This window comes from Oribacterium sinus (genome assembly GCF_014202695.1).
GTDB classification, from domain to species: domain Bacteria; phylum Bacillota; class Clostridia; order Lachnospirales; family Lachnospiraceae; genus Oribacterium; species Oribacterium sinus.
Genome location: NZ_JACHHH010000003.1, coordinates 1 through 16,061, shown reverse-complemented (window position 1 = coordinate 16,061; position 16,061 = coordinate 1). Strand labels below are relative to the sequence as shown.

General features: G+C 43.3%; 13 protein-coding genes, 1 tRNA gene and 1 rRNA gene. 14 read left to right on the top strand and 1 reads right to left on the bottom strand.

Features of this window, described 5'->3' with window-relative positions; all coding sequences use genetic code 11:
- The first annotated feature begins 7 nt into the window (after window positions 1-7).
- The 7 genes from atpF (at window position 8) to selA (ending at window position 7,004) form a co-directional block, all read left to right on the top strand.
- Window positions 8-511: a F0F1 ATP synthase subunit B gene (gene atpF, locus HNQ46_RS03415; protein ID WP_183683046.1), complete on the top strand. Its 504-nt coding sequence runs from the start codon at window positions 8-10 to the stop codon at window positions 509-511.
- A complete protein-coding gene (gene atpH, locus HNQ46_RS03410) occupies window positions 508-1,047 on the top strand; it encodes an ATP synthase F1 subunit delta (RefSeq protein WP_183683043.1) in 540 nt (179 codons plus the stop codon). The genes atpF and atpH overlap by 4 nt, the downstream gene beginning before the upstream one ends.
- Before the next feature lie 16 nt (window positions 1,048-1,063).
- Entirely contained in the window at window positions 1,064-2,584 is a 1,521-nt protein-coding gene (atpA, locus tag HNQ46_RS03405; protein WP_183683041.1) for a F0F1 ATP synthase subunit alpha, read from the top strand.
- 21 nt (window positions 2,585-2,605) lie between these two features.
- Window positions 2,606-3,469, top strand: coding sequence for an ATP synthase F1 subunit gamma (atpG, locus tag HNQ46_RS03400; RefSeq protein WP_183683038.1), 864 nt, complete (start codon window positions 2,606-2,608; stop codon window positions 3,467-3,469).
- Window positions 3,470-3,489: 20 nt separating this feature from the next.
- Window positions 3,490-4,884, top strand: coding sequence for a F0F1 ATP synthase subunit beta (gene atpD / locus HNQ46_RS03395; RefSeq protein ID WP_007157829.1), 1,395 nt, complete (start codon window positions 3,490-3,492; stop codon window positions 4,882-4,884).
- Window positions 4,885-4,896: 12 nt separating this feature from the next.
- Window positions 4,897-5,313: an ATP synthase F1 subunit epsilon gene (gene atpC, locus HNQ46_RS03390; RefSeq protein ID WP_007157828.1), complete on the top strand. Its 417-nt coding sequence runs from the start codon at window positions 4,897-4,899 to the stop codon at window positions 5,311-5,313.
- Window positions 5,314-5,606: 293 nt separating this feature from the next.
- On the top strand, window positions 5,607-7,004 hold the full coding sequence (gene selA / locus HNQ46_RS03385) for an L-seryl-tRNA(Sec) selenium transferase (RefSeq protein ID WP_183683035.1): 1,398 nt from the start codon (window positions 5,607-5,609) through the stop codon (window positions 7,002-7,004).
- Between the two features lie 393 nt (window positions 7,005-7,397).
- Here selA and HNQ46_RS03380 read toward each other — a convergent pair whose 3' ends face one another.
- Window positions 7,398-8,096 (bottom strand): DUF542 domain-containing protein, encoded by a 699-nt coding sequence (locus HNQ46_RS03380; RefSeq protein WP_183683032.1) that lies wholly within the window; start codon window positions 8,094-8,096, stop codon window positions 7,398-7,400.
- A gap of 224 nt (window positions 8,097-8,320) precedes the next feature.
- On the opposite strand from HNQ46_RS03380, the gene HNQ46_RS03375 reads away from it, so the two are divergent.
- The 7 genes from HNQ46_RS03375 to HNQ46_RS03345 all read left to right on the top strand — a co-directional run.
- Window positions 8,321-8,863, top strand: coding sequence for a glutathione peroxidase (locus tag HNQ46_RS03375; RefSeq protein ID WP_007157825.1), 543 nt, complete (start codon window positions 8,321-8,323; stop codon window positions 8,861-8,863).
- A gap of 162 nt (window positions 8,864-9,025) precedes the next feature.
- Complete coding sequence (locus HNQ46_RS03370) at window positions 9,026-10,015, top strand: helix-turn-helix transcriptional regulator (RefSeq protein ID WP_243155833.1); 990 nt, start codon at window positions 9,026-9,028, stop codon at window positions 10,013-10,015.
- A gap of 268 nt (window positions 10,016-10,283) precedes the next feature.
- Window positions 10,284-11,738 carry an alanine/glycine:cation symporter family protein gene (locus tag HNQ46_RS03365; protein WP_183683026.1) on the top strand — a complete coding sequence of 485 codons (1,455 nt, stop codon included), beginning with the start codon at window positions 10,284-10,286 and terminating at the stop codon, window positions 11,736-11,738.
- A 146-nt stretch (window positions 11,739-11,884) separates the two neighbouring features.
- The gene (locus HNQ46_RS03360) at window positions 11,885-13,795 is read left to right on the top strand and encodes a hypothetical protein (protein WP_183683023.1); all 1,911 of its coding nucleotides are present in this window, start codon (window positions 11,885-11,887) and stop codon (window positions 13,793-13,795) included.
- A gap of 163 nt (window positions 13,796-13,958) precedes the next feature.
- Window positions 13,959-15,227, top strand: coding sequence for a threonine/serine exporter family protein (locus tag HNQ46_RS03355; RefSeq protein ID WP_183683020.1), 1,269 nt, complete (start codon window positions 13,959-13,961; stop codon window positions 15,225-15,227).
- Between the two features lie 40 nt (window positions 15,228-15,267).
- Window positions 15,268-15,340 (top strand) — tRNA-Pro (locus HNQ46_RS03350).
- Between the two features lie 532 nt (window positions 15,341-15,872).
- A 16S ribosomal RNA gene (locus HNQ46_RS03345) occupies window positions 15,873-16,061 on the top strand; the annotation flags it as partial.

Here is a 16,061-nt window from a genome sequence, read left to right as displayed (position 1 = left end):
GAAAAGTATGGAATCGCAACAGTTGGTAACCATCATTCCATGGACCTTCATTGCCCAGATTTTGAACCTTTTTATTCAGGTATATCTCATTAAGCGTTTTCTTTTTAAGCCCATTAACGAGGTTTTAAAGAAGAGACAGGAAGCGGCAGATAAGGATATACAAGAGGCAAAGAAAGCAAAAGAAGCAGCTGAGGCTGTTAAGACAGAATATGAAAGCAGTATGTCTGATGCTAGAGGTGAGGCAAACCGCATTATTGAGGATGCGAAGAAGGATGCCAACCTCCGTGCCGAGGAATTGATTAAAGAGGCGGAACAGCATGCAAGCTCTATTAAGGCAAAGGCAGAAGAGGATATCCGTTTAGAGAGAAAGAAAGCCTTGAATGAGGTAAAGGATGAAATCGGAAGCATTGCTATGGATATTGCAGGAAAAGTTGTGGAGAAGGAAATCCACGAAGATGAGCATAAAGCTTTAATTGATGAGTTCTTACAAAATGTAGAGGAGGCATCATGAATAAGGCATCCAGCTTGTACGGGAAAAGTCTTTACGACTTAGCCAAGGAAGAGCATCTGGAAAAAGAAATTTTAGAAGAGATGAGCTGTGTGAAAACACTTCTGGAGGAAAATCCGGATTATTATTCTCTTCTGGCAGAGCCTTCCATTCCCAAGAAGGAGAGATTGTCTCTTTTGGATCAAGCCTTTGCAACAGAACTGCAGCCTTATTTATTGAATTTTTTGAAGCTGCTTTTGGAGAAGGGTCTGGTAAGAGGCTTTAAAGAGAGCTACAAGACCTACAAAGCACTGTATCAGGAAGATCAGAGGATTGCAGAAGCTCTGGTCACCAGTGCGGTGCCTTTACAAGAGGAGCAAAAGTCGGCTTTAATCGAAAAGTTGCAAAAGCTTTGTGCAAAAACCATTATTCTCTCCGAAAAAATCGATCCCAAGGTATTGGGCGGATTGAAGGTGGAAGTAGCAGGAAAGACCTTAGACGGTACGGTTTCTGCTCGATTGAAAGAGATTCGTAAAACTGTTAATGAAGTAGTCTTGTAAAAAGGATGGGCATAGAATGGAATTAAAACCAGAAAAAATTTCCGAGGTCATTCGAAGCCAGATTAAATATTACCAAAATGCCATTGTTCAGAATGAAACAGGCACCGTACTCACCGTAGGTGACGGTATTGCCCGAGTTTCCGGTCTGACAAATTGTATGTCCGGAGAGCTTTTAGAGTTCGAGGACGGCACTTTCGGTATGGCTCAAAACCTTGAAGAAACAAGTGTTTCTGCGGTACTTTTCGGTTCCGACGTAGGAATCAGAGAAGGGCAGAGCGTAAAGCGTACAGGTAGAGTAGTATCTGTTCCTGTAGGAGAACAATTAATCGGACGAGTAGTAAATGCGATTGGACAGCCTATTGACGGCATCGGTCCCATCGAGAGTACAGAGTTCCGTGCAGTGGAAAGCCCTGCACCCGGCATCATCAAGAGACAGCCGGTTAAAGAGCCTTTGCAGACAGGAATTAAGGCCATTGACTCCATGATTCCTATCGGAAGAGGACAAAGAGAGTTGATTATCGGTGACAGACAGACCGGTAAAACTACCATTGCTATTGATACCATCATTAACCAAAAGGGTAAGGATGTTATCTGTATCTATGTGGCAATCGGACAGAAGAGATCTACTGTTACCGCATTGGTAAATGAATTAAAGGAAGCCGGTGCTATGGATTACTCCATCGTTGTTGCGGCAACTGCTTCCGAGCCGAGCCCCTTGCAGTACATCGCACCTTATGCAGGATGTGCTATGGGAGAGTATTTTATGAATCAGGGAAAGCATGTCCTTATCATCTATGATGATTTGAGTAAGCATGCGGTGGCATACCGTGCAATCTCCCTTTTGATTCGTAGACCGCCAGGAAGAGAAGCATATCCCGGAGACGTATTCTACTTACACTCCAGATTGCTGGAAAGAGCCGCAAAGCTCTCTCCTGAATTAGGAGGAGGATCCTTAACAGCCCTTCCTATCATCGAGACACAGGCCGGTGACGTTTCCGCATATATTCCTACCAACGTTATTTCCATTACAGACGGACAGATTTTCTTGGAGACAGAGCTGTTCCACAGCGGTATTATGCCGGCGGTTAACCCCGGTATCTCCGTATCCCGTGTAGGAGGAAATGCGCAGATTAAGGCCATGAAGAAGGTAGCAGGAACCTTGAAGCTGGTTTACTCTCAGTATAGAGAGTTACAGTCCTTCGCGCAGTTCGGTTCCGACCTTGACCAGGATACCAAGCAGAGACTTGCCCAGGGTGAACGTATAGTAGAGGTACTGAAGCAGGGTAAGGGAGAGCCTGTTGCCGTTGAGAAGCAGGTAGCAATCCTTTATGCGGTAGTTCAGGGAATCCTGACTGCTGTAGAGGTTAAGGATATCCGTCACTATGAGGAAGAGCTTTATCACTTCTTAGATGCCGATGCAGAGGCTCTGAGCGCAATGAATGCCATCAGAGAAACCGGTAAGCTGGAAGAAGAGACAGAGAAGAAACTTAAGGCTAGCTTAGAGCGTTTTACAGCGGAATTTTTAAAGAGACTGTAAACCCAGGAAGAAGGAGAAAACATGGCTGCAGCAAATATGAAGTCAGTGAAACTCCGTATTAAAAGCATCCAGAATACCATGCAGATTACCAAGGCCATGGAGCTGGTAGCTTCCTCTAAGCTTCGAAAGGCAAAGGAAAAGGCGGAGAATACCAAACCGTATTTTCAGACTTTAAAGAAAACTCTTTCTGAAATTGCCAATGGAAATACAGATTTTTCTTCTCCCTACACCAAGAAAAACAGCTCCGAAAAGTGGTGCTATGTATTGATTGCGGGAGACCGTGGTATGGCGGGAGGCTATAATGCCAATCTTTTCCGTACCCTGGAGGAAGAAATCAAGGGCAAGGAATTTGCTTTGTTCCCATTAGGAAAGAAAGCCTTAGAGTATGGACGGCAGAAGAAGTATGAGTTGTTTAATGACAGCTATACTCATGTTGGAGAGGTTGGAATTTCCGACTCTTACAGCATTGCCCAGAAAATCTGTGAAGCCTATAAAAATCAGGAATTCGGCCATGTGGCATTGATCTATACGGATTTTGTGTCCATGATGAGCCAGAAGGCGGGAGCTATTTCTCTCTTGCCCTTGTCTGATTTTAAAGAGGAAAGCGAAGAAGAAGCGAAGAAGATTCGTAACCTGATTCTCTACGAGCCAAGTGGAGAAGATGTTTTTAATGCGATAGTACCGGAATATCTTGCAGGGCTGGTCTATAGCGGAATTTGTACTTCTGTTGCCAGTGAGCTGGCAGCAAGAAGAACAGCTATGGAGGCAGCTACAGATAATGCCGGAGAGATGATTGATAAATTAAGTCTATTCTACAATAGAGCAAGACAGGCAAGTATTACCCAGGAAATCACGGAAATCGTTGCCGGTGCGGAAGAGTTGTAGTGTAGAAAAAGGAGAGATACATGACAGAAAAACATGTAGGAAAGGTTATACAGGTCATGGGTGCCGTCCTGGATATTCGATTCCAGGAAGGGGAACTCCCCTCCTTATTGAACGCAATTTCCATCCAGCTTGGAGATACCGAGCTTATTGCGGAGGTTGCACAGCAGTTGGGAGATGATGTGGTACGTTGTATCGCAATGAGTTCCACCGATGGCTTGGTTAGAGGAATGGAAGCTGTTGATACAGGAAACCCCATTACAGTACCTGTTGGAGAGCCCTGCTTGGGAAGAATCTTCAACATTTTAGGTAATCCTGTAGATGAAAAACCTGCCCCTGAGACAGAGGAAAGATGGGCGATTCACCGTCCGGCTCCTTCTTTCGAGGAGCAGACCCCTGCTACAGAGATCCTGGAGACAGGTATCAAGGTAGTAGACCTCATTTGCCCTTACGCAAAGGGAGGAAAAATCGGACTTTTCGGTGGTGCGGGAGTAGGTAAAACCGTATTGATCATGGAGCTGATCCATAACGTGGCAACAGCACACGGCGGTATCTCCGTATTTACCGGTGTAGGAGAGCGTACCCGTGAGGGTAACGACCTTTACGGAGAAATGAAGGAAAGCGGCGTTTTGGATAAGACTGCCCTGGTTTACGGACAGATGAACGAGCCGCCCGGAGCGAGAATGAGAGTTGCACTTTCCGGTCTGACCATGGCGGAGTACTTCCGTGATGTGAAGCACCAGGACGTATTGCTCTTCATTGATAATATTTTCCGTTTTACCCAGGCAGGTTCAGAGGTATCCGCACTTCTCGGAAGAATGCCTTCTGCGGTAGGATATCAGCCAACACTGGCAACAGACATGGGTGCTTTGCAGGAGCGTATTACTTCCACAAAGCAGGGATCTATCACCTCCGTTCAGGCGGTTTATGTGCCTGCGGATGACCTTACCGACCCGGCGCCTGCAACAACATTTACCCACTTGGATGCGACAACCGTATTGTCCAGAGACATTGCAAGTAAGGGAATTTACCCTGCAGTAGATCCTTTGGATTCCACCAGCCGTATTCTTACTCCGGAAATCGTAGGAGAGGAGCACTACCAGGTGGCAAGAGGTGTGCAGCAGGTACTCCAGAGATATAAGGAATTACAGGATATCATCGCCATCATGGGTATGGATGAATTGTCTGAGGAAGATAAGATTAGCGTTTTCCGTGCCAGAAAGATTCAGAACTTCCTGTCTCAGAGCTTCTCTGTAGCAGAGCAGTTCACCGGTCTTGCAGGAAAGTATGTTCCATTAAAGGAAACTATCCGCGGCTTTAAGATGATTTTGAACGGAGAATGTGACGAGCTTCCTGAGTCTGCTTTCCTCTTAGTAGGAAACATCGATGAAGTTTTTGAAAAAGCTAAGAAACAGTAAGGAGGGACCTTTATGGCAAACTTCCATTTAGAGATTGTTTCTATGGATGGGCAAAAATTTGACGATGAAGTAGAACGTGTCAGCTTAAGAACCATTACAGGAGACCTGGCTATCATGGCTCACCATATCAATTACTGCACAGCGGTAGGTATGGGTACAGCCAAAGTGATTATGAAGGATGGTAGCGAGAGAAAGGCAGCCTGTATCGGAGGAATGCTTTCCATGATGGACAACCATTGTCGATTGATTCCCACCACCTTTGAGTGGAGCGAGGAAATCGATGTTGATCGTGCTGAGAGAGCCAAGGAGCGAGCTGAGAAGAAGATTCAGGATGAAAAGCTTTCCGAAGAACAAAGACTTCGGAATCAGGCAAAGCTTTATCGTGCGCTTATCCGTTTACAAACAGCAGGAAAAAACAGCAGCTTATAAAAATACTATTTTATAAAAACGATATTTTGTAAAAACGATATTTTATAAAAATGATATTTTGTTATAACAAGACTTTATAAAAGCAATTTTTATAAAGAATCGTAGCAAATTTAGAGCTTAGAATGAAGGCTTGGGAGATACTCCTTTAAAGCATTTCTTCTAAGCTCTTTTTTTATACATAAAATTTGGATGGAAATCCCGGAGTTTTTCATTCAATGTAGCTATCCTTTAGTGAATTTATGATACAATGGATTCTAAAGAAAGTATAAACACAAGAGAAAAGGAAGAAGACCATGGATAGAAATGCATTTTTTAGAAGAATTCCCAAAATTGACAACATATTGGAGGAGGAGCAGATTCTCTCTTTTATTCAGGATTACGGTTTATCCTATGTTACGGACTGCGTAAGGCTTGAGGTGGAAAATCTCCGAAAATGCGTTCGGGAGGAAGAAGAGGAAAGTCGGATAGAACAGGCCTTTTCTTCTCTTTACAGTCGGATTACGGAGCGTATCGAGGGCGATGTAAAGCCGAAGTTAAAGAAGGTGATTAATGCCACAGGCACCATTTTACATACCAACCTTGGTCGTGCTTTGCTTTCTCCGAAAATCGGACAGGAGCTCGCCAAGATGCTTTCTTCCTACTCCAACCTGGAATATGACTTGGAAAAGGGAGAGCGGGGGGAGCGCTACAGTCATATTAAGGACAGCATTTGCAAAATCACCGGCGCAGAGGATGCTATGGTAGTCAATAACAATGCTTCGGCGGTTTTATTGATTCTCTCTACCCTGGCCAAGGGAGGAGAGGTTGTGGTATCTCGAGGAGAGCTGGTGGAAATTGGCGGAAAATTCCGTATTCCCGATGTTTGTGCCGCTTCCGGGGCGGAGATGCGGGAAGTGGGAACTACCAATAAGACTCATTATCGGGATTATGTGGAAGTTGTAAATGAAAACACCAAGGCCTTCTTAAAGGTGCATACCAGCAATTACAAAATCTGCGGTTTCACGGAATCTGTAGAGGCCAGAGAATTAAAGCCTCTTTCTTTGGAAACCGGAATTCCTATTGTTGAAGATTTAGGCTCCGGCGTGCTTCTTCCTTTGGAAAAATACGGACTTCCCCATGAACCTACGGTACAGGAAGCCATCGAAGCCGGTGTGGATGTGGTTTGTTTCAGTGGAGACAAGCTTTTGGGAGGCCCTCAGGCCGGAATTATTATCGGAAAAAAAGAATATATTGATCAAATGAAGAAAAATCCTCTTACCAGAGCCCTTCGGGTAGATAAGCTTACCATTACCGCCTTGGAGCTATGCTTTTTAGAATATCTGAAGGAGGAGGGAATTGAAGAAAGAATTCCGGTACTTCGTATGCTGTCGGAAGAGCAAGCTGTGGTGAAAAAGCGGGGAGAGGCATTGCTTCATTTGTTCCAAAAGGAATCTATCCCCGGAGAATATTCTTTGCAGCCCTCCAAGGCCCAAGTGGGAGGAGGTTCTCTACCGGATACTTATATGGATAGCTATGCTTTGGTTTATCATCCGGAAAAGCTTTCCGTCTCCCAGCTGGAAGCCAGACTGCGAAAGGGGAAAACGCCGATTATCGGAAGAATCTGGGAAGATGATTACTGGATGGATTTAAGAACCATACAGGAGGAAGAGCTGGAAGAAATTGTAGAGGCTTTTCAGGAAGCTCTGTACTAGAATGAAATTAAGTGGCTGCAAAAAATCAAAATAAAGCAATTTTCGGCAATATAGGTCTGAATACGGGGTACGCTCCCGCTAGCTTAATTTTTGCGTAGGGAAGGGCTGTATTCAATATCGAGAGGTGCTCTGATGCAGTATGGGTCTGTATTCAGGGCACGCTCCCGCTAACTTCGCCTTCGTAGCAGTACTAACTTCAAGCTTCGCTTTGCTCGCTTTCAGTAAGTACTGACGGGCTCAGATTGCTCCTCATACAGACCCATATGCATCATTCGCTCCAATCAATTAATTTCAACAGTCCTTCTCTTCGCTTGCTATCAGCAAATATCGGGCTAAGACTATCCGTATTCGGACTTATATTGACGAAAATTTCGTTCTTTATTGCGCCCCCCTTTATTCCTGCTCATAATACTCCGGAAAGGCGATGGAATTTTCCTTAAAGATATGCATGAAAATATCTTCCACCAAGGCTTCCATTTGGCTAAAGCATCTTCTGTAGGTAGGGCAAACATCCTCCGGGGCTGTAAAGAAATTCGTCTCTTTCTGTAAAAGCTTAATCAGTTCTCCGGCTGTACTGTGTTCTTCCTCCAAACTCTTTACATAGGCAATGTCTTCAGAGCTTGGTTTTCCGGATTTTTTCATAATTGGGAAGACCAGCTTTTCTTCTTTCGCAAAATGTTCTTCCAAATCTGCCTTTAAGAGGGCAAAGTGATGATGAATGGAACTAAGCTCTTCTCCATGGTGCTCGTAGTGCACCACAAGAATCTTATTCAAAAGAGCTTCCACATCTGCCAGTAGCTCTCTTTCCTTGATATGGTGGCTGCGCTCTAAATCCGCCAGCATTTCCGGTACGGACAGAGCACGAAAACGCTGCAGCTCCCCCTCGTAGTCTAAATCATTTTTCTTTGGTAGGGCTGCCAATTTTTCCAGCTCCTGTATAAAAGGCTCTAAATCAATATTTTTCTCTTTGGCGATCTTCGCAATAGGGTCGTGTCCTCCACAGCAATAATCCAAACGATATTCATTTAAATAAGGAATGGTACCGGGATATTCCTTTACAACATCCGCTAAGGTCATTTCTTTCGTAATCATATAAACTCCTCTCCTGATTTTTTCTCTTTACGACTTTAGGATAGCAAAGAAAAAAAGAGATAAATGTTGCAAATGTAACAAAAACAATCAAATTAAAATGCAAGGTGAAAAATATCTTGACAAAAGAATATGATAGAGTAAAATTAAATTGCAAACAATCTATCAGATAAAAAACTATTACAAAAGTTTAGCCCTTAAGGGAAAATAGAGTACAGGAGGAAAATATGGGAATTTATGATTACAGTGTAGAGAAGAGAAATAGGGAAATGCTATCTCTAAAAGAGTATGAGGGAAAGGTGCTTTTGATTGTCAATACGGCAACCGGCTGTGGATTTACACCTCAATACGAGGACTTACAGAAGCTCTACGAGAATTTCCATGAAAAGGGTTTAGAGATTTTGGATATTCCCTGTAATCAGTTTGCAGGACAGACGCCGGGAACGGATGATGAAGTCCACGAGTTCTGTACCCTACAGTACAAAACAGAATTCGATCAGATGAAAAAGGCAGAGGTCAATGGTGCCAATGCTCTTCCGTTATACGGCTATCTTAAAGAGCAAAAGGGCTTTGAGGGATTTGGAACGGGCGTAAAGGCTATGGCCATGGGGGCGATGTGCTTTGCCAAGGATCCAAAATACAAGAAGAATCCGGATATCAAGTGGAACTTTACCAAGTTCTTGGTGGATAGAAAGGGAAATGTGGTACAGCGTTTTGAGCCAACCCACTCTATGGAGGATGTGAAGAAGGCAGTAGAGGCACTCTTATAATTTGCTAGACTAAGCGATATAATTTTTATTTAAAACGAGTATCCTGAAAAGGCGGGATACTCGTTTTGAATATTCTGCAATTCTGAATATCCTATTGTGCCTTTTCCTGTTAAAATGTGTGTATAGTATTTGAGCGCATTATTCTGATTTTTGGGGGCGGATATGGCGAAAAGAAGGAATCAAAAGTGGAAGTGGTATCATTTGCGAGAAATATTACTGCACAAAGCTGATGAAGAGCATCCACTAAGCATGGCGGAAATCCAAGATTATTTAAGAGAGCTGGATATTGAGACAGATCGGAAAAGTGTCTATGATGACTTGGAGTGCCTTCGCCAAATGGGCTATGATGTGGTGATGGAAAAGCAGGGCAGAAGCTATGTCTATTATCTTGGCAGTAAGGAATTTGAACTGGCGGAATGTAAGCTTCTGGCGGATGCGGTGCAGGCCTCCCGCTTTATTACGGAGAAAAAATCCAAGGAACTAATCAAGAAGCTTACTACCTTTGTCAGTGAATATGAAGCCAGACAATTAAACCGTCAGCTGATGCTCCCCGGAAGAATCAAGAGCATGAACGAATCCATCTATTATGTGGTGGACGAATTGCATAGAGCTATTGCGGAAAACAGGCAAATCAGTTTTTCCTACCTGCAATGGAATATGGCAAAAGAACTGGTGGAGAAAAAGAAAAAGCCCTACCTGGTCAGTCCCTGGAATTTGATTCTGGAAAATGAAAATTATTACCTTCTCGGCTATGATGGAGAGGAGGAGAAGTTTAAACACTACCGGGTGGATAAAATGAAGAATATCCGGATTATGGAGGAGAAAAGACAAGGGGAAGATGCTTTTCAGAATCTGGACATGGAGCATTTTCGGCAAAGAACCTTTTCCATGTTTGCAGGAGAACGGAAAAAGGTGAGCCTTATCTTTCGGGAGGAAATGGTTGGAATTCTTCTGGATCGTTTTGGAAAAGAGATTTCCCTTTTTCCTGCGGAAGAGCCAGGCTATGCCATCTGTCATGTGGATGTGGCTGTGAGTGAAATGTTTTTTGCTTGGGTATTTTCTTTGGGAGGAGCTGTAAAAATTCAAGGGCCGGAGGATATTAAGGAAGCCTATATCCATGCCATGAAGAAGGGGTTGGAAGAATATTGTTAGGAAATAAAATGGATACATATCCTGAAGAGAGATAATGAATATCCTCAGGCAAGAAAAGTCCTTGCCAAAAAGAAAATAGCTGTTACAATAGGGAAAAGCACATTGTGCTTTTTCTTTTACGATGAATGCTTTAACACATAAAAGCATAGACGCATAAAAGCGAGAAAGCGCAAAGAAACAAAAATGAATTTGCAGAAAATTGTATCGGCAAAACTTTCTTGAAGGAACGACCGGAACTATGCGCCTAAATAAAGAAGGGGAGGAAACTATGGCACTTATTGTATCAATGATTGAAGCGGTAACCGGATTTTTATGGGGAGACTTGGTAAAGATTCCGTTGCCCGGAGGAAGCGGTTTGGGGCTGTCTTTGATGGTGATTCTATTAATCCCCGCCGGCATTTATTATACGATTCGCACGAAATTTCTTCCTATTCGTTTATTTTCAGAGATGGTGGCGGTGATTTTGGAAAAACCGAAAGGGAAGGAAAAGGGAGATTTGAAGAAAGGGAAGCTGTCCGGCTTACAGACCCTGATTGTTTCCACGGCCACAAGAGTAGGAATGGGAAATCTTGTGGGAGTAGTTGCGGCTATTTCCGCAGGGGGAGCAGGTGCGGTTTTTTGGATGTGGATTACCGCTTTAATCGGTTCTTCCACTGCTTTCGTAGAGGCTACATTAGCCCAGCTGCATAAGAGAAAAGATCCCCTATACGGGGGATTCCGTGGCGGTCCTGCCTACTACATCCATGACTTCTTTTTTAAGAAGGCTCCCGGAGAGGAACTGAATGGAGAAATTCCCAAAAAGAAAAACATTATTGCGATACTTTTTGCCCTTTCCGGTTTGATTTGTTGGGGAGGAATCAGTCAGGTTATTGGCAACTCTGTGTCCTCCGCATTTGAAAATGCTTTTTCCGTTAAACCGATTATTTCCACAGCGATTTTGGTGTTTCTTGCAGCGGTGATTGTGTTAAGAAAACACGCTACAGCAAAGGTTTTAGACGTGATTGTACCGGTGATGGCCGGCTTATACTTTGCTCTTACCGTTTTTGTGATCTTGAGAAATATCACTTCACTGCCAAGTGTATTTCAGAGAATCTTCTCTGAAGCCTTCGGTCTTCGGCAAATGTTGGCAGGCGGTTTTGGTGCGGTAGTCATGAATGGTGTGAAGCGCGGACTTTTCTCCAATGAAGCAGGCTCCGGATCTGCGCCTTGTGCAGCGGCGGCGGCAGATACGGATCACCCTGCGAAAATCGGATTGTTTCAAGCTATGGGGGTATTCATTGATACCATTGTAATCTGTTCCTGTACCGCTTTTATCATGCTTTTGGTACCGGAAGAGCAGATTGTAAATCTGCAGGGAATGGATATTTTGCAGACTGCTATGGCATATCACTTCGGTTCCTTCGGAAAGATTTTTATTGCTATTATTTTGTGGCTCTTCAGCTTTTCGACTTTTTTGGGAATCCTGTTCTATGCCCGTTCCAATATATCTTACATTTTCGGAGATAACTGGACATCTCAAACCGGCTATAAGATTTTTGCCTTGATTATGCTGTTTGTGGGAGGCTTGGCACAATACACCGTAGTGTGGGATATGGGAGACATGGGCGTTGGACTGATGACTATTTTTAATCTGATTGTAATGTATCCATTAAGCAGAGAAGCACTGGCAGCCTTAAAGGATTACGAAGAGCGATTAAAGGAAGAGCGTAAAGAAAAGAATTAAATACAGAATCTATCTGGGGGAGAAACCGGCTGTAAAGATGCGGTTTCTCCTCTATTACTGGGAGATAATATTATTCTTGCCTTTTCATCCTTAAAAAGGTATTCTTAAGCTAGTGAAATAATACTTTTCATTAAGGGGAGGTCAGTATGGAACAACAAGATGAACAAAAGGAAAAGTTACAGCAAGATGGCGATTCCGGAGAAGCCGGGAGCACTCCTTCTGAGAATCTTCAGGCAGCAACAGAAGCTGTAGAAGAAAAGTTGGAAGAAGGAAAAGAAGAGCTGAAGAATCAGGCTGAGAATCTTGCAACGGAAGCGCAAGGGCAGGTGGAACAGCTGGCAGAGGAAGCTCAGGATAAAGTGAATGAAATTGCTCCTGAGGTGGAAAAGCAGGCTGAAGCAGCGGAAAGCAAGCTTGAGGAAGCTGTTCAAGAGGCACAAGCTCATGCCGTAGAAGCTGTTCAAGAGGCACAAGCCCACGCGGGAGAAGCAGCAGAAAAAGTTCAGGACAAGGCTGCAGAGCTTGCAAAGGAAGCAGAAGCCAAAACTAAAGAAGCGACTCAGGAAGCCGGGGCTAAGGCTGAAGAAGTAGTAAAGAAAGTAGAGGAGGCAGCTACAACAGCAGGTGCAGCTGTAGCGGAAAAGGCATCCGAATTAAAAGAGAAGGTAGAAACGGAAACCGACAAAAAACTCAAAGAAATCAAGGCAAAAAAACAGGTAAAAGACAATGCCAATGCAGAAAATGCAGGAAAGAATAATTCCGCACTTTTTGTAGGAGTTGCCGTTGTTTTGATTTTACTTGTTTTGGCATCTTTCTTCGCTTTATTACCGAGAAAGACAAAAGTCAATTTGGATAAGTATGTCACGGTAAGCTTTGACGGCTATGATGGCTATGGAAAAGCCTTAGTGAAGTTTGATAAGGATGCGTACCTGAAGGATTACAAAAAGAAAATCAAGTTAAAGAAAAGCGGGAATTTCCTGCAGGACAGCTTGACCAAGAACTACGGAGCGGCAGAGCTGCTTTATGATTTCTACGTTGACGGAAACTGGAAGATTGAAGGGGATTCGTCGGACGGAAAGCTGAAGAACGGAGAGACCGTAAAGCTTAGCTGGGGATTCAGTCAGGAAGAACTGGAAGAACAATTTAAAGTCAAATTTACCTCTAAGGGAACAGAGTTCAAGGTGGAAGGTTTAAAGGATGTTCAGCTCTTTGATGCCTTTAAGGATTTTGACTATAAGTTCACCGGCATTTCCCCTGAGGGAGCTGTGGAGTGGAAAGGAACCGGAGATATGGATGGCTCCAAGGGTTACTACTTCACGGTTGAACCTTCCATGGATTTGAAGAATGGTGACAAGGTAAAGGTGAAAATCGAGCCGGCCAATCCGGAATCTTTAATTCAAAAATACGGTATTGCTCCTAAGGAAACAGAAAAAGAAATTACGGTAGAGGGCTTACCTTCCTATGTGGAAAAGGCTGACGCAATTTCAGATTCTTTATTGCAGGATATGCAGAAGGAGATTACAGATAAGATTCAGTCTCAGTTAGCAAGCCAAGGAGAAGAGGTAAGCTTTGTGGGGGCGGAATACTTGGGATATTATTTCCTGACTTCCAAGAGTGCCAATGCCTTTGAACACAATATCATGTTCCCGGTAATGAAGGTCAATGTGCAGATTAACATTCCGGATAAGAGCTATTCCGCTCAGCACAGTTATTACTTTACAGGCGCATTTACCAACCTTATGGATGAGGGAAGCGGTAAGGTCACAGTAGATTTAAATGATATGGATATTCCTTATCACTACGCCACCATCGATACAGGAGTTGTAGCTTGGTTCAGTACTGTAAAATTCAATTTTAGCGGATTTGAAGACCTGAATTCTCTTCGGAATCAATGCGTAAGCCAGAAGCTGGACAAGTATACTGTAGAGGAAACCGTAAAAGATCCTGCGGCGCAAAGCACAGAGTCCGGTGCAGAGAATAAGGAAGAAAGCTCTACTGCAAATGCGGAGAAGGAAAGTAGCTCTGCAGCGGAAAGCAGTGCCGCAAATCCATCCTAATAAAGCTTTTTGTACAAAATTTCAAAATACGAAGAAGGACTGTGCTCTCATCCCTTGCAATTTAAATCTGCCTAGGGTAATATGAGATTCTCAAAGAGGGAAGAAGATAAATTCTTCCCTCTTTTGCTGAGAAAATTACATAGTAGGGGTGAAGAAGCTTAAGATGGCAGAGATATTGGAAAAATTGGATAAGGGGCAGAGTTGTTCAGGATTGGATATAGAGATTCCCATGGCGGTGGGAAGAATGCTCATGAAAAGCGGTGCAGAAACCTACCGTGTAGAAGAAACTATGAATTATGTGGCAAAATCATTGGGAATTCAGCATTTTTCCACTTATGTTTTAAACCGAGGAATCTTTGCCTCCGGTACCAATGAGCAAGGTATAAAAGAATCCGGTGTAATGAATATACCGGATACAGTTTATAATTTGCGGAAGGTGGAAGAGGTGAATACCTTGTCCCGCAGCCTTTCCGTGGAGAATAGAATTCCGAAAGCGGAAATTTTGCGACGTTTGGATGCCATAGACAGAATAGAGGGATATGGATTTTTTTGGATTTTAGTTGCCTACTACTTTGGATCCTTCGGTTTTGCCATGGCTCTTGGAGTCCCTTTTATGGATTCTGCCATATCCGGTTTGGCCGGTATATGTTTGGGTATAGCCAGTTACTATTTATCCCGCTTTGTGAGCACAAGTTATATTATGACAATTTTGGGAAGCTGTGTGGTGACGCTAAGTGTAAATGTGATGTATTATTTCGGAGTTGGCGAACATCCCAGTCGAGTAATGCTTGGTGCTTTGATGCTATTGGTTCCGGGAGCCTTTTTTACGAATTCCGTGAGAGAATTTTCTCAAAACAACTACCTGGTAGGAACGTCTTTGCTGCTTACCGCGATGCTTACCTGTGTTTCGATGTCCGTTGGAGTTGCGGCAACGACGGAGGTTTTACCCTTTGCTATGCAAATGGGAGAGGCCCAGGGAATAAATTTTTATGGGGTATTGTATAAAGCGCTCTGTGCAGTGACGGCAGGGATGGGTACGGTTTCCTTTGCCCTTCTTTATCAAGTACATTATAAATACTTTTGGGATATCGGCATTATCGGTTCTGTTTCCTGGTTCATTTATCTGATGGTGGAGGATATTTCAGGAATGGATTCCATGGCGGTTCTGTTTTCGGGGATTTTTGCGGCAGTATTTTCCCGATCCTTAGCGGCCAAGAGAAAGTGCCCCGCCACAATCTTTTTATCCACCAGTATATTCCCCCTGATTCCGGGTATTGGTGTATATAAGGCAATCTATTATTTAATTACGGGAAATGGAGCATTATCGTTAAAATATGGGCGATCTTGTTTTCTTACAGCCTTTACCATTGCTATTGCCATTGGAATCGTGCAACAGATTCCCCAGAGTTTCTTCCAAAAAAAATCAAAATAAGCTTGCATTGTAGGGGAAAATAAGATATATTTTTCCCTATCGGGATGTAGCGCAGGTGGTAGCGCGCTTGACTGGGGGTCAAGAGGCCGCAGGTTCAAGTCCTGTCATTCCGAGGAAAAGGCTTTGTAAAGGAAACTTTGCAAAGCCTTTTTTGATGGATTCTATAAGCATGATACAGACTGCTTTAAAAAAGTAATGCTTTTATGCTTTGTAGAAATACTATCTCATCCGGTAACAGGGAAAGATGTCACGAAAATTAATGGGTAATTATTATCGGCGATAGCAGAGAAAAAATAAGCAAAACATCGAAAAGTAAGAAAAATTTTAAAAAAACTCTTGACAGTCCCATAAACGGGTGTTAAGATACACAAGCTGTCGCAAAAAACAAGACAGCAAAAAGCAGAAAGAAAGCAAGGAAAATCAAGGCTTCAGCCGAGGTGAGCCGGAAAACTTTTTGCAAAACTGAACCTTGAAAATCAAAGATCGAATAATACACAGACCCTGAAGATTCTTGAAGAATTTTCAGTAATGTTTCAAACGAAACTTACACGAACGGTTTAATAAACCAAAAGTAAAAAAAGGAAAAACAAAAGCTAAGCTAAGTTTTGACTGGAGAAAGAACTTAAAGAGAGTAATCTCTTAACTTTTTATGAGAGTTCGATCCTGGCTCAGGATGAACGCTGGCGGCGTGCCTAACACATGCAAGTCGAACGAGATGCGTATCGGAAAGCTTCGGCCGGAAGATACGTTATCTAGTGGCGGACGGGTGAGTAACACGTGGGTAACCTGCCTTATGGAGGGGGATAACAGAGAGAAATCACTGCTAATACCGCA